Raw genomic sequence first — 14,290 nt, 5'->3', positions numbered from 1 at the left:
ACGATCGTCCAGAAGTCGTCCCACGCCGCCCGGCCACGCCGACAGTGCGTCAGCCGCCCTCCCGGCCTCGGCTGACTCTTTGCCGGTGTGCTCGTGGCAGTCTCGGCCCGACCCGGAGTAATCGCGATTCACCCGGCCGGGGGCTCCCCGGACTGTCGGATGACCAATCCGCTTACTTGTCGGTGGGCAGCGTCAGAATCTCGTAACCGTCGTCCGTCACGACGACCGTGTGCTCGAACTGAGCGGTCCACGCCTTGTCCGCGGTGGTGACGGTCCAGCCGTCGTCCCAGATGTCGAACCCGGGGCCGCCGAGGGAGATCATCGGCTCGACGGTCAGCGTCATTCCGGGTTCGAGCACCTCGGTTCTGCTGGGGTCGTCGTAGTGGAGAACGACGAGCCCGTTGTGGAACGTCGGCCCCACTCCGTGTCCGGTGAACTCCCGGACCACGGTGTATCCGAAGCGACGGGCATAGGATTCGATGACCCGACCGATCACGTTGACCTCGCGACCGGGCCTGATGGCCTTGATCCCGCGGTTCATCGCCTCTTCGGTCCGTTCGACCAGTAGCCGGACTTCGTCGCTGGGATCACCGGCGAAGAAGGTGGCATTGGTATCGCCGTGGACACCGTGGATGAACGCGGTCACATCGACGTTGACGATGTCGCCGTCCTCGATGACCGTAGTGTCGGGGATCCCGTGGCAGATGACCTCGTTGAGGGAGACACAGCACGACTTCGGAAACGCCTTGTAGCCGAGCGTCGAGGGGTATGCGCCGTTGTCGCAGAGGTACTCGTGCACGACGCGATCGACCTCGTCGGTCGACACTCCCGGCGCAATGGCCTCACCCGCCAGGACCAGGGCATCGGCTGCCACACGACTGGCGACCCGCATGGACTCGACGATCTCATCGGGTTGGACCCACGCCTCCCCGTTGGCCTCGTCCACGGAGTCCCGCCAGGCATATTCAGGGCGCTGGATGGAATCGGGCACCGGCCGAATCGGAGTGGGGGTGCCGGGGACGAGAGGCGGGCGGGTCGAAGTGGTCATGATCCCAGGATAGGCAGCGTGAGCGCGTGCGGTCACATGCCCCGCATCTGCGGTCACACGCCGCCGCCCCGGATGGGGGTCGGTTAGCGGGTGGACGTCTCCATGAGGCTGCGGTTCGCTGATCGACGCGACAGCGCGCGGATTCTCACCAGATGACGAAGCAGACCGAAGCGACGATCACCATCAGCCCGAACAGCACCATCGAGATCAGCTCGGTCCGTGAACCTCCGCCGGGCTGCTGCCCCGCGGGGTGCTGCCCGGAAGCGTGCTCGAGATCAACCTCGGTCTCGCCGTCGCGTTCGCGTTCGTGTTGCGACTCCATCACATCACCCCCATCCGGTGGAGTTCGGACACCATGGCCACCGCGAGAATGACGAACACCACGCCCATGAAGCCGGTGTACATCCATCGACGGGGATGATCGGACGCCCAGAATCGGCGAACACTGATCACGCCGTTGACGACGGCGACCACGCACAGCGCGATCCCGATCGGGGCCGCGACCCAGCCGGACAGGCTGAGCAAGGGGAAGACGATCGGGATAGCGAGGTACGTGATGAGGCATCTGACCGCGGACACCAGCACGGAGACCCGGAACGCCCGGTGCGCACCCGTACCCGCTGAGCTATTGAGCCCGTCCACTCGCAGAAGGCGCCGCATCACCCGATCCGCCGTCGAATCGGAACGAAAACCCGTTGCCTCGATGGCGGGCTCCGCTGCCGCGCCCTCGGGCCGGATGTCGAGGTGCGCGTCAGACCGTGAATCAGATGGCGAACCAGTCGTGACGGCCGGACCCCGGTCGCCGGCGGAGGTGGCGGAGGTGGCGGAGGTGGCGGTGCTCACGAGTCGTCCCCGCAGTTCACAGGGTCACAACTGCGATCAACCTCGGGCGCGGTCATCAAGCAGGACACCTCTCACTTTCAACGGCCGCCGTCGGCCGGTGGCCGAACTCCGGCGCTGGACGGGTCGACCGGTTGCCGGTTCGGCATGATTCTTCCATAAGCCCGCGATCAAACCGGAGTCGCAGACCGGCCGACGCCTCGGGCGGCACTGCGCACTTACGCGCGACGAAACGGCCGGCTCGCGCGGCTGGGCCAGTGATCACAGTAAAACCGTCGCGTAGTCGACGAGATCGACCATACCGACCCGCTTGTAGGCCCTCCGTGCGGGCTCATTGGTGCCGTTGACCACCAACGACGGGGTGAGCCCACGTTTCTGGAGCGCGGCGCAGACGGCAGCCGTGCCGCCGGCCCCCAATCCCGTGCCCCGCACGCTCGGGTCGACCCACACACCCTGGATCTGCGCGACCCGCGAGGAGATCGCCGCGATGTCGGCTTTGAAGAATACCTCGCCGCCGTCGATCCCGACCCACGTCCGACCTCGCGCCACCGACCTGGCGACGCGTCGGCGAAACGGCGCTCCGGCCCCCACCTCGAACGGGTCGCTGTGCAACTCCTCGCGGTACATCGCGGCGGCAGCGGCCAGCACGGAGTCGAACTCCTGGAGAGTGGCCGGTCTGGTGCCCTCGAGAACTAGCGTCGGGTCGACCGGGGACCGAAGTGCCATGAGGAACTGCGACGCCCGGTACTCCCTCGCCGAGCCCCATCCGCGTTCCAGTGCGGGCCACATGTGTGCCACCAAGTCCCTGCGCCCGTGCAGTGACATCGGGCCGACACCCGACTCGACGACGGCATGGGCGAGGGCCTCGAGGTCTGCGGCGTCGCCGAGGATGGGGAGCACAGAACTGCCCACGAACGCCAGCGACTGCTCAGGGCCGCCCCGGGTGAGGAACCGTCCGTCCACTCCCCCGGCCACCCCGGAAAGGACGAACGTCTCGGCAGCCGGTGCCGTCACCAACGGGTCGGCCTCAAGGACCCGGAACGCCGTGGCCGTCTCGCCCGGGCCGACCTCCCGGCAGCCGCTGACCCCGGAAGGTGGGGCAACCGTATCGGTCACTGCCTATCGCGTGACCTTGACCTGGGGACCCTGTCCCTCTGCGGCTTCCCCGACTTCCTCGCCCATCTCCTCGGCGATGCGCATGGCCTCCTCGATGAGGGTCTCGACGATCTGCGCCTCCGGGACGGTCTTGATGACCTCGCCCTTGACGAAGATCTGCCCCTTACCGTTGCCGGAAGCCACACCCAGGTCCGCGTCGCGTGCCTCGCCGGGACCGTTGACGACACAGCCCATGACGGCCACGCGCAGCGGGACGCTCATGCCCTCCAGTCCGGCCGTGACCTCCTCGGCCAGCTTGTACACGTCCACCTGCGCGCGGCCACACGACGGGCAGGAGACGATCTCGAGCTTTCGGGGACGCAGGTTGAGCGACTGCAGGATCTGCGCGCCGACCTTGATCTCCTCGGCCGGCGGGGCCGACAGCGACACCCGGATGGTGTCGCCGATTCCCTCGGCCAGCAGGGCGCCGAACGCCACCGACGACTTGATGGTGCCCTGGAACGCCGGCCCGGCCTCGGTCACACCGAGGTGCAGCGGATAGTCGGTCTGGGCGGCCAGCTGACGGTAGGCCTCCACCATGATCACGGGGTCGTTGTGCTTGACCGAGATCTTGATATCGCCGTAACCGAACTCCTCGAACAGCGAGGCCTCCCACACCGCGGACTCCACCAGAGCCTCAGGGGTGGCCTTGCCGTATTTGGCCAACAGTCGCGGATCCAGCGAACCCGCGTTCACCCCGATACGGATGGGGATGCCGGCGTCCCCGGCCGCCTTGGCGACCTCCTTGACCCGGCCGTCGAACTCCTTGATGTTGCCCGGGTTGACGCGCACGGCCGCGCACCCAGCATCGATCGCCGCGAAGATATACTTCGGCTGGAAATGGATGTCCGCGATCACCGGGATCGGCGACTTGCGGGCGATCGTCGCCAGCGCATCGGCGTCCTCCTGACGAGGACAGGCGACACGGACGATGTCACAGCCGGACGCGGTGAGCTCGGCGATCTGCTGCAACGTTGCGTTGATGTCATGCGTCTTGGTGTTGGTCATGGACTGGACCGAGACCGGATGGTCACTGCCCACGCCCACCGGTCCCACGAAGAGCTGCCGCGTCTGGCGGCGCGGAGCCAGGACGGGCGGCGGAGCGTCGGGCATGCCCAGTCCGATGGGGACCGAGGAGGTGTCGTTCACAGCAGTGCCTTCCTTAGGGTCATACAGCCGGGTGCTGGTGAGTCCCGTCCGCCATTATCCGGATAAGCACCAGCGCATGCGAGCGGGAGTCGGCGGGATCACCCGGTGAGCAAAATGGGATTGACGAAATCGGCGGTGATGACGATCGCCGACACCCCGATCAGCAACACGAAAACCGTCATGGTCAACGGTGCCAGCTTCTCGTAGTCCGCGGGTCCCCCGGGTGCCAATCCACGAAGCCGACGCAGTGCGTCCCGGATCTTCTCGTAGAACACGACCGCGATGTGACCGCCGTCGAACGGCGTCAACGGCACCAGGTTGAACGCGCCCAGGAAGAGATTGAGACCGGCAAGGAACAGCAGGAAGAGCCACCAGGCCCCCTGCTCCGCCGCCTGGCCACCGATGTAACTCGCACCGACCACGGAGACCGGGGAATCCTCGGCCCGCTCGGCGCCGAAGATGGAGGCCGCCACCGCCGGGATCTTGGATGGGAACGAGATCAGGCCCTCGACGGTCGCCTCGACCATGTCCCCGGTGAACACGACCGTCGCCGGGATGGCACTCCAGACGTCATAGGTGTTGACCGACTGATAGGCCGGATCGTCCAAAATCTCCTGGGGGATCCCCTCGTCGGACAGACGCACCCCCAGTGCTCCCCGGGCTTCGCCATCGACGGTGGAGGACGCCAACGTCGCCGTCGTCGTCGTCTCCTGTCCTTCTCTTTCCACCACCACCGGCACGGTCTCGCCCGGCAGCCCCGTCACCACGTCCGACAGGTCGGCCCAGCTCGACACCGGCTCCCCGGCGACCGAGACGATCACATCCCCCGGCTCGATACCCGCCGCACCGGCCGGACCCAGGCCTTGACCACACGTCGTCTCACCCGCGGCGCCCGTCGCACAGGTATCCCCGACCACGGCCGCCACGCGATCGGTCGGGATCGGCTGCACATCGCGGTTGACCAGCCCCCACCCGAGGGCGACGGTATAGAACAGCGCGATCGCCAGGATGATGTTCATCACCGGCCCGGCCAGCAGCACGGCGACGCGTTTCCACCAGGCCTGGCGCCACATCGCCTTGGGCTCGTCCTCCGGCGACAACTCGTCGTAGGCGGTCATTCCGGCGATGTCACAGAACCCACCCAGTGGGACGGCCTTGAGCCCGTACTCGATCCCACCGCGGTTGGTCGACCAGACGGTGGGACCGAAGCCCACGAAGAACCGGCGGACCTTCATGCCCGACCACTGCGCGACCTTCATGTGCCCCAACTCGTGCAGCACGATCGACAGCATGATCCCGAGGGCAAACAGGATGATCCCCACGACCAGCATGACTCAGCCCTCCAGTCCGGCGACCAGCGTCGCCGCGTGTCCACGCGCCCACGTCTCGGCGGCCACGACGTCATCGAGATCACGCGGGGCGGCCGACCACTCATCGGCGGCACCCACGGTCTCCGCCACCACGTCGACGATGTCGGTGAACCTGATCCGACCGTCCAGGAACGCCGGCGCGGCCTCCTCGTTGGCGGCGTTGAACACCGCGGTCCGCAGCCCCCCGGCCACCCCCGCGGCCCGGGCGACGGAGATGGCAGGGAACGTCTCCTCGTCGACCGGCTCGAAAGTCCACGTGTGCGCCTGCGTGAAATCCAACGGCTCCGACACGCCCGCGACACGCGAGGGCCACCCCAGGGCCAGGGCGATCGGCAGTGTCATCGACGGCGGCGACGCCTTGGCCACCGTGGCGCCGTCGACGAACGTGACCGCCGAATGCACGACCGACTGCGGATGGACCGTGACGTCGATCCGGTCATAGGGCACGCCGAACAGCAGGTGCGCCTCGATCAGTTCGAGGGACTTGTTGACCAGGGTCGCCGAGTTGAGGGTGATCATCCTGCCCATCGCCCACGTCGGGTGTTTCAGCGCGTCGGCCGCCGTCACGTCCGCGAGCTCCGCGCGCGTCCGGCCCCGGAACGGCCCGCCCGACGCCGTGAGCACCAACGACGCGACCTCCTCGGCGGTTCCCGCCCGCAGACACTGCGCCATGGCGGAATGCTCCGAATCCACCGGGATCAACTGTCCCGGCGCCGCCGCGCCGGTCACCAAAGCACCCCCGGCGACCAGGGACTCCTTGTTCGCCAGGGCCAGCTGCGCACCGACCTCCAAGGCGGCCAGGGTCGGGCCGAGACCGATCGACCCGTCGATCCCGTTCAGTACGACCTCGGCCTCGACCTCGCGGACCAGGGTCGTGGCAGCGTCCGGCCCGTCGAACACCGTCAGTTCCGGGAACTGGGCTCGGATCTGCTCTGCCGCCGCCGGATCCGACACCGCAACAGCGCCGACACCAGTACTCCGGATCTGCTCCGAGAGCAGGTCGATGCGGCCGCCGCCAGCGGCCAGACCAACCGCACAGAAGCGACCGGGCTCAGCCCCGGAGATCACCTGGAGGGCCTGGGTACCGATCGAACCGGTACTGCCGAGAATGAGAACACGCGTGGTCACCCTGCCATTGTCCACGTCCGGCGGGCCCGATGCCGCATCGCCGGTTTCCGACGTGTGGGGCGACACGGACGGGTTACCCGTCGGCGGCCCGAGCAGGTGTGACAAACTAGGGGCAATGTCGGCGGCCCGAAGGGCTGCCAGCGAGCCGTGAGGAGAACCGGGGAGCATGAGCGCGGACGGACACACCACTGCAGAGGTCGTCGTGGACGGGATCAGCTCGCTCGACGAGCCGTCGGTCGAGTGGGGTTGGCACCAGCACAGCGCGAAGGTCGGCTGGGCGGTGGGAGGATTCTTCGTCCTGTTCCTGCTCGGCATGCTGTTCGGCAACCACCTCGGCAACGTCGAGAACCTCTGGCTGGTCGCCGTTGCCGCATTCCTGCTGATCTGGATGATCATCTCCCTTCGCCCCAAGAAGGACGACTACGCCAAGAAGCACAAGGTCTTCGAGGTTCCGTCGGACCACTACTCCGTGACCGGCAACGTCGCCACCGGCGCGATCACCGGCCGCAGCTCTCACTGACCTCGCCACAGACCCGGCACGATAAAGGCCGCCCCGCGTGATGCGGGGCGGCCTTCGTCATTTCCTGCTCGGGGGTCGGCTGTCACCAGCCGGCACTCGCACCGATCAATCCTCGGCGGCGAGTTGCCCGCAGGCCGCCGCGATCTCCTGACCGCGTGTGTCCCGAACGGTGCACGAGACACCCGCCGCACGCACCGCGTCGACGAACGCATCCTGCTGATGCTTGGGGCTCGCATCCCATTCGCTGCCCGGCGTCGGATTGAGCGGGATGAGATTCACGTGCGCCATCGCGCCGAGCCGCTGCGCCAGCAGCCGGCCGAGCATCTCGCCTCGCCACGTCTGGTCGTTCACATCGCGAATCAACGCGTACTCGATCGACACCCGACGACCGGTCGCGTCGGCATAGTGCCGCGCCGCATCCATGACCTCGGTGACAGGCCACCGGTTGTTCACCGGAACCAGGGTGTCGCGGAGCTCATCATCGGGTGTGTGCAACGAGACCGCGAGCGTGACCTGGAGACCTTCCTCCGCGAGACGGTGGATGGCGGGTACGACACCGACCGTCGACACCGTCACCGCGCGCTGGGACATTCCGAACCCGGAGGGCGGCGGTGAGACGATACCGCGAACAGCGGTGAGAACCCGCTTGTAGTTGGCCAGCGGCTCCCCCATGCCCATGAACACCACGTTGGACAGGCGGCCCGGGCCGCCCGGGATCTCTCCGTCACGCATCGCACGCGCAGCGACCCGCACCTGATCGAGAATCTCCGCGGCCGAAAGGTTGCGCTGCAGACCCCCCTGACCCGTGGCGCAGAACGGGCACGCCATACCGCAACCGGCTTGGCTGGAGATACAGACCGTCGCCCGGTCCGGATACCGCATGAGCACACTCTCCACGAGTGAACCATCGTGCAGTTTCCACAGGGTCTTCCGAGTGGTGCCCTCGTCGGTGGTGATGTGACGCAGCGACGACGTCAGCGGGGGGAACAGTTCCCCGGCGACCTTCTCGCGCAGATCCGCGGGAAGGTCGGTCATCTCCCGGGGGTCGGCCTCGAGCCGGCCGAAGTAGTGGTTGGCCAGTTGCTTTGCGCGGAACGGTTGGACCCCGAGATCGGCCATCGCCTCCGCTCGACCATCGGCATCGAGGTCGGCGAAGTGGCGAGGAGGAAGCCCCCGGCGGGGGGCGTCAAAGACGAGGGGAAGAGGTTCAGCCATGATGCGGCCCATTGTGTCAGAACAAAGCCCGAACGACACACCGAGTGAGGGCACACACAGGCATAAACACGCGCCTAGAGTTCAACTATGACCACGCGTTCTGACGAACCCGCCGACACCGGCGCTACCGAACACTCCCCCGAAACGGCAATGGTGCCCGCCGACACGGCATCAACAGAAGCACCTGTGCCGGCGACTACCGAGGATTCCCGGCACCACGGCAAGAACTCACACCAGGAGGTCCCGGACACGACCGCGGGCCTACTCGGATCCGCATGGGTCGGACTCGTCCTGGGCGCCCTCGTCACGATCCTGCTGCTGATCTTCATCGCGCAGAACACGACGTCGACCGATGTGCAGTTCCTGGGGCTTCACTTCTCACTCCCGTTGGGAGTCCTGGTGTTGCTGTCCGCCATCGTGGGCGCGCTGATCATGGCGTTGTTCGCCGGATTCCGGATCCTCCAGCTACGTATGCGGGCCCGTAAGGCGCGCAAGCTCGCCAGTCGCTCCCGCTGACCGCGGTCACCGGCCGGATCCGAATGGGTCCCGGCCGGTGACGCTCGTCATCATGTCGGAACGACGAAGGTGAAGATGATCCAGACCACCACGGCGCTGGGCAACACCGAGTCGAGTCGGTCCATGAAGCCGCCGTGCCCCGGCAGCATCGTGCCCATGTCCTTGATCCCGAGATCCCGCTTCACCTGAGATTCGACGAGGTCACCCAGGGTCGCGGTGAGGACCGTGAGGATGCCCAGCAGGATGCCCTTCCAGACGTCGTCGTCGAACAGCAACCACACGGTGAGGGCACCACCGGTCATGGCGAAGACCATCGAGCCGGCGAATCCCTCCCAGGATTTCTTCGGACTGATCGCGGGCGCCATCGGGTGCTTGCCGAACAGGACTCCGGCCACATAGCCGCCGACGTCAGAACACACGACCAACAGGATCAGTGCCACGACTCGCTGCGCACCGAAGTCACCGTCGGAGAGCATCGCACCGAGCGAGCCCGGTACGGCAATCCATACCAGGACGAACACCGAGACCGAGACGTCGCGCAGGTAGTTCTTCGGAGCGGTGTGCAGCCCGCCCATGAGCAGTCGCCAGATGAGCACCACGACGGCCGTTGCCGCGAACGCCGCGTATGTCCCTTTGGCGCCGATCGCGAAACCGGACCAGACCATCGCCTGACCACCGATGAGCAGTGGAATCAGGGGCAGCCGGAACCTGGCCTGACGCAGGCGTTTGAACACCTCCCATGTCCCGATCGCGACCGCACCGGCAGCCACGAGGTACCAGGCCCTGGGATTGAACGCGATACTCGCGATGACGAGCGCTCCGAGGCCGATTCCAACCGGAACGGCGCGGGTCAGGTCACGCCCGGCCCGCGACGGAGGTGCCGCGGCCGCGGCGGTGGGCCCGGGCGGGCCGGAGGGAGCGGTATCCACGGCGAACTCCTCGACTGTGTGTAGGACGACGGGGCGTACTGGACCTGAAGGAGGGGTCAGACCTCCATCAGTTCGGCTTCCTTGCCCTTCACGATCTCATCGACCTCGGCAACGTACCGCTGTGTCACCTTGTCGAGTTCCTTCTCAGCGGCGTTGACCTCGTCCTCGCCGGCCTCGCCGTCCTTGTCGATGCGTTTGAGTTCGTCCATCGCCTTACGACGAATCCCTCGGATGGAGATGCGTCCATCCTCGGCCTTGCCCTTCGCCTGCTTGACCAGGTCCTTACGGCGTTCCTCCGTCAGCTGCGGCACGGTCACTCGGAGAACCTGGCCGTCGTTCGTCGGATTGACGCCGAGGTCGGAATTGCGGATCGCGTTCTCGATCGGCCCGATCTGAGACATCTCATACGGCTTGATGATGAGCATCCGCGGCTCGGGGACCGAGATGGTCGCCATCTGGGTGACGGGCGTCATGGTGCCGTAGTACTCACACACGACGCGGTTGAACATCCCCGGATTAGCTCGGCCGGTGCGGATCGCGGCGAGCTCGTCGCGGACGTGCTCAATAGCCTTCTCCATCTTTTCCTCGGCCTCGAGCAGCGTGTCGTCGATCATCTTCTCGTCTCTTTTCGTTCTCGTCGGGTATGCGTGATCGGTCAACTGCCGGTCAGTCTGAGGTACTCACCAGAGTGCCGATCTGCTCACCCGCTACCGCGCGGGCGATATTGCCCTCGGTGAGCATGTTGAAGACCAGGATGGGCATATTGTTGTCCATGCAGAGGCTGAACGCCGTGGCATCTGCCACCTTGAGCCCCTTCTCGAGGCACTCGCGGTGCTCGATTCGGGTGAAGAGCTCCGCGTCCGGGTTCGTCCTCGGATCCGCCGAGTACACGCCGTCCACGGCCTTGGCCATGAGAAGCACGTCGGCACGAATCTCGAGTGCCCGCTGTGCAGCGGTGGTGTCGGTGGAGAAATAGGGCATGCCCATGCCCGCACCAAAGATGACCACACGGCCCTTCTCGAGGTGCCGCTCGGCTCGCAGCGGGATATAGGGCTCGGCAACCTGTCCCATGTGGATCGCGGTCTGAACGCGGGTGGAGATACCCTCCTGCTCGAGGAAGTCCTGCAGGGCCAGGCAGTTCATCACCGTGCCGAGCATGCCCATGTAGTCACTCCGCGCGCGGTCCAGTCCGCGCTGCTGCAGCTGGGCGCCCCGGAAGAAGTTGCCTCCGCCGATCACGATCGCGATCTGCGCACCGGTCCGGGAGACCTCCGCGATCTGGCGTGCCACCGACTGGACGACGTCCGGGTCGATACCCACTCCGCCGCCGCCGAACATCTCGCCACCGAGCTTGAGCATCACACGCTTGTACCCGTGCCGCGGGTCGGTCATCGTTCTCCTCGTCCCGGGCGGATCGAGCCCGTGTTGCGCGTCGGCGCTCCTGACGTCTCGGACGTCGCGGAGCCGTAGGCCCTTGGTGGAGCCGGGTTCATTCTGCCCTATCGGTACGCCCTCCACACCGCAGCCCGCCGGACGCGGGCACACCCGTGGCACACAAGACGGCGACGGCGGCACCCGGTATGCGGGTGCCGCCGTCGCCGAGCAGCCCTATCGGCTGCGAACTCCGTCAGATATGGGGAGTCAGATCAGGCCTGGCCGACCTCGAAACGCAGGAACGAGGTGACCTTGGCACCGGCCTCCTCGAGCATCGCGTTGACGGTCTTCTTGTTGTCGGTGACAGATGCCTGGTCGAGGAGGCAGTTGTCCTTGAAGTAGCCGTTGAGACGACCCTCGATGATCTTGGGCAGTGCCTGCTCCGGCTTGCCCTCCTCGCGAGCGGTCGCCTCGGCGATCTCGCGCTCCTTGGCGACGACGTCGGCGGGCACGTCGTCACGCGAGAGATACTGGGCCTTGAGCGCGGCGATCTGCATAGCAGCGGCACGGGCTGCGTTATCGGCCGTCTCACCCTCGCCCTCGTACGCGACCAGGACGCCCACGGCCGGCGGCAGGTCCGAGGAGCGCTTATGGAGGTAGACGGCGACCTTGCCGTCGAGCTTGCCCACGCGACGCAAGACGAGCTTCTCGCCGGACTTGGCGGAGAAGGCGACAACGGCGTCGGCGACGCTGGTGCCGTCCAGGTCGGCGGCGTTGAGCGCGTCCAGGTCGGAGATGCCCTGGGCGGCGGCGAGGGCCACGATCTTGTCGGCCAGCTCGACGAACTCGGCGCTCTTGGCGACGAAGTCGGTCTCCGAGTTGAGCTCGATCATGACGCCGTCCTTGACGGCGACGAGCCCCTCGGCGGTGGCGCGCTCGGCGCGCTTGCCCACGTCCTTGGCGCCCTTGATGCGCAGGAACTCGACGGCCTTGTCGAAGTCACCGTCGGACTCCACGAGAGCCTTCTTGCAGTCCATCATCCCGGAGCCGGTGAGCTCACGTAGACGCTTGACATCGGCAGCGGTGTAGTTCGCCATTGTGGGGCGACCCTCCTTTTAGGGGTTGGATGTGTCGTTAAAAGTATTCACGTCGGTCGGCGGGCGAGTGCGCCTCCACCCTAGACGCCAGGGCGCCCGCGGGAGTCGGCTCCCACCGCCGGTGACAGGTCGGGCCCGGCCCCCGGTAGACCCTCTAGGGGTCATGGGCGGCCGGGCCCGACGTGCCTCGAGCTGGTGCTGCTGGATCAGGCCTCTGCGGCGGGGGCCTCGGTAGCGGCCTCTGCGGCGGGGGCCTCGGCAGCGGCCTCGGCGGCCGGTGCCTCGGTGGTCTCCGCGGCAGCGGTCTCGCCAGTGACCTGGTCCAGCTGCTCGGTCTCCCACTCGGCGAGCGGCTCGGCCTCTTCGCCGGTGGCCTTGCCGGCCTGCGAGCGGGCCTTGAGGCCCTCGGCGACGGCGGAGGCGATGACGCGGGTCAGCACGGTGACCGAGCGGATGGCGTCGTCGTTCGCCGGGATCGGGTAGTCGACGACGTCCGGGTCGCAGTTGGTGTCGAGCAGCGCGACGACCGGGATGTTCAGCTTGCGGGCCTCGCCGACGGCGATGTGCTCCTTGTTGGTGTCGACGACCCACACCACGGAGGGAACCTTGCTCATGTCACGCATACCGCCGAGCGTGCGCTCGAGCTTGTTCTTCTCACGCGTGAGCATGAGGATCTCCTTCTTGGTGCGACCCTCGAATCCGCCCGACTGCTCCATGGACTCGAGCTCCTTGAGGCGGACGAGCCGCTGGTGCACGGTCTGGAAGTTGGTGAGCATGCCACCCAGCCAGCGCTGGTTGACATACGGCATGCCGACCTTGGCGGCCTCCTCAGCGATGGCCTCCTGGGCCTGCTTCTTGGTGCCGACGAACAGGACGGTGCCTCCGTGGGCGACGGTCTCCTTGACGAACTCGTACGCCTGGTCGATGTACGTCAGGGTCTGCTGCAGGTCGATGATGTAGATGCCGTTGCGGTCGGTGAAGATGAACCGACGCATCTTCGGGTTCCAGCGGCGGGTCTGGTGGCCGAAGTGGGCACCTGCGTCGAGCAGCTGCTTCATGGAGATGACTGCCATGATGTGTTGAGGGCTCGTCCGGCTTGAAAGCAGCCGAACCGCGAGGCCCTCGTCCTCGCTTTCTGAACGTGTATCGGGTTATGCCCATCAGCCGGGTGGCCTCGGGCCCTGGTGTCCGCGCCGGACCTCACCCCCGTTGCCGGGGGCACCTACTGGTCCGTCGTCCGGGTGGTCCGTGAGTCCAGGGAATCCCTGAGCCCCTCGGGTCCGGATACCCTGCCGGTGACGGCAGGGCAGGACACGCGAAGTCAATCGACTGCAGAGTCGACCGCACGGGAAGCATATCCCTTCCCGCCCCAACCGCCAAGGTGGCCGGACCGGACTTTCTGTGGATGGTCGTCGAATCTGTCCACAATCGGGCGACCGGGGCTGGCCGAATTCGGGATTGCCCGGTGCACTGGGGCCATGGCGACTTTTCGGTTCGGTGGTCTCGTGACTCTCGGCATGGCCCCTGCGGTCGCGGTCAGTGTGTTCGTCGGGGCGGTGTCCCCGGCCGCGCCGATCGCCGATTTCCTCAGCCCGCTACCGGGCGCAGTGGACCCGGTAACCGCATTCGATCCGCCCGATCGGCGGTGGGCCGCGGGGCATCGGGGCATCGACCTGGCCGCGACCGTGCTCTCGCCGGTGCAGGCTCCCGCCGACGCCACCGTCCTGTTCGCGGGACAGGTCGGTGGCAAGCCCGTCGTGTCCCTGGACCACGGGGGCGGGCTCCGCACGACGTACGAGCCGGTGACCGCCACGGTTGATGCGGGGCAGGTGGTCGCCGCCGGTGAGGTGATCGGCCATCTGGTCGCGGGACACCCCGGGTGTCCGGTGGAGGCATGTCTGCACTGGGGCGCGCGGGTGGCCTCGGGTGGCCCATCCGGGGACGACGAC

General features: G+C 66.9%; 16 protein-coding genes. 3 read left to right on the top strand and 13 right to left on the bottom strand.

Going from position 1 to position 14,290, the window contains the following annotated elements; all coding sequences use genetic code 11:
• Positions 1-172: 172 nt before the first annotated feature.
• From map to dxr, 7 genes are all read right to left on the bottom strand, one after another.
• Positions 173-1,048 (bottom strand): type I methionyl aminopeptidase, encoded by an 876-nt coding sequence (gene map, locus G6016_RS01660; protein WP_182630973.1) that lies wholly within the window; start codon positions 1,046-1,048, stop codon positions 173-175.
• 145 nt (positions 1,049-1,193) lie between these two features.
• The gene (locus G6016_RS01655; RefSeq protein ID WP_182630972.1) at positions 1,194-1,370 is read right to left on the bottom strand and encodes a hypothetical protein; all 177 of its coding nucleotides are present in this window, start codon (positions 1,368-1,370) and stop codon (positions 1,194-1,196) included.
• Positions 1,370-1,891 carry a hypothetical protein gene (locus G6016_RS17065; RefSeq protein WP_241729656.1) on the bottom strand — a complete coding sequence of 174 codons (522 nt, stop codon included), beginning with the start codon at positions 1,889-1,891 and terminating at the stop codon, positions 1,370-1,372. Before G6016_RS17065 ends, G6016_RS01655 begins: the two co-directional genes overlap by 1 nt.
• A 258-nt stretch (positions 1,892-2,149) precedes the next feature.
• Positions 2,150-3,004 carry a GNAT family N-acetyltransferase gene (locus tag G6016_RS01645; protein ID WP_182630971.1) on the bottom strand — a complete coding sequence of 285 codons (855 nt, stop codon included), beginning with the start codon at positions 3,002-3,004 and terminating at the stop codon, positions 2,150-2,152.
• 3 nt (positions 3,005-3,007) lie between these two features.
• Complete coding sequence (gene ispG, locus G6016_RS01640) at positions 3,008-4,156, bottom strand: flavodoxin-dependent (E)-4-hydroxy-3-methylbut-2-enyl-diphosphate synthase (protein ID WP_182630991.1); 1,149 nt, start codon at positions 4,154-4,156, stop codon at positions 3,008-3,010.
• Between the two features lie 134 nt (positions 4,157-4,290).
• On the bottom strand, positions 4,291-5,523 hold the full coding sequence (locus G6016_RS01635; RefSeq protein WP_182630970.1) for a M50 family metallopeptidase: 1,233 nt from the start codon (positions 5,521-5,523) through the stop codon (positions 4,291-4,293).
• Positions 5,524-5,526: 3 nt separating this feature from the next.
• On the bottom strand, positions 5,527-6,690 hold the full coding sequence (dxr, locus tag G6016_RS01630) for a 1-deoxy-D-xylulose-5-phosphate reductoisomerase (protein WP_380023431.1): 1,164 nt from the start codon (positions 6,688-6,690) through the stop codon (positions 5,527-5,529).
• Between the two features lie 166 nt (positions 6,691-6,856).
• On the opposite strand from dxr, the gene G6016_RS01625 reads away from it, so the two are divergent.
• On the top strand, positions 6,857-7,210 hold the full coding sequence (locus G6016_RS01625; protein WP_182630968.1) for a DUF2631 domain-containing protein: 354 nt from the start codon (positions 6,857-6,859) through the stop codon (positions 7,208-7,210).
• A gap of 105 nt (positions 7,211-7,315) precedes the next feature.
• Here the strand turns inward: G6016_RS01625 and rlmN are convergent, their stop codons facing one another.
• Positions 7,316-8,425: a dual-specificity RNA methyltransferase RlmN gene (rlmN, locus tag G6016_RS01620; RefSeq protein WP_182630967.1), complete on the bottom strand. Its 1,110-nt coding sequence runs from the start codon at positions 8,423-8,425 to the stop codon at positions 7,316-7,318.
• Positions 8,426-8,512: 87 nt separating this feature from the next.
• On the opposite strand from rlmN, the gene G6016_RS01615 reads away from it, so the two are divergent.
• Positions 8,513-8,941, top strand: a complete 429-nt coding sequence (locus tag G6016_RS01615; protein ID WP_182630966.1) for a LapA family protein — start codon at positions 8,513-8,515, stop codon at positions 8,939-8,941.
• Between the two features lie 50 nt (positions 8,942-8,991).
• Here G6016_RS01615 and G6016_RS01610 read toward each other — a convergent pair whose 3' ends face one another.
• The 5 genes from G6016_RS01610 to rpsB all read right to left on the bottom strand — a co-directional run bounded on the left by G6016_RS01610 (position 8,992) and on the right by rpsB (position 13,414).
• Positions 8,992-9,870 (bottom strand): phosphatidate cytidylyltransferase, encoded by an 879-nt coding sequence (locus G6016_RS01610; RefSeq protein ID WP_182630965.1) that lies wholly within the window; start codon positions 9,868-9,870, stop codon positions 8,992-8,994.
• 56 nt (positions 9,871-9,926) lie between these two features.
• Positions 9,927-10,484, bottom strand: coding sequence for a ribosome recycling factor (gene frr, locus G6016_RS01605; RefSeq protein WP_182630990.1), 558 nt, complete (start codon positions 10,482-10,484; stop codon positions 9,927-9,929).
• A 52-nt stretch (positions 10,485-10,536) separates the two neighbouring features.
• Positions 10,537-11,262, bottom strand: coding sequence for a UMP kinase (gene pyrH / locus G6016_RS01600; RefSeq protein ID WP_182630964.1), 726 nt, complete (start codon positions 11,260-11,262; stop codon positions 10,537-10,539).
• Between the two features lie 254 nt (positions 11,263-11,516).
• Entirely contained in the window at positions 11,517-12,341 is an 825-nt protein-coding gene (gene tsf, locus G6016_RS01595) for a translation elongation factor Ts (RefSeq protein WP_182630963.1), read from the bottom strand.
• A gap of 206 nt (positions 12,342-12,547) precedes the next feature.
• Positions 12,548-13,414 (bottom strand): 30S ribosomal protein S2, encoded by an 867-nt coding sequence (rpsB, locus tag G6016_RS01590; RefSeq protein WP_182630962.1) that lies wholly within the window; start codon positions 13,412-13,414, stop codon positions 12,548-12,550.
• Between the two features lie 405 nt (positions 13,415-13,819).
• Between rpsB and G6016_RS01585 the strand changes: the two genes are divergently transcribed.
• The coding region (locus G6016_RS01585) for a M23 family metallopeptidase (RefSeq protein WP_241729655.1) at positions 13,820-14,290 on the top strand (471 nt) is incomplete at its 3' end.

Source organism: Dietzia aerolata (assembly GCF_014144865.1).
Lineage (GTDB): Bacteria > Actinomycetota > Actinomycetes > Mycobacteriales > Mycobacteriaceae > Dietzia > Dietzia aerolata.
Note: the sequence above shows the minus strand (reverse complement) of the source record. Positions and strands in the feature narration are given on the sequence as shown.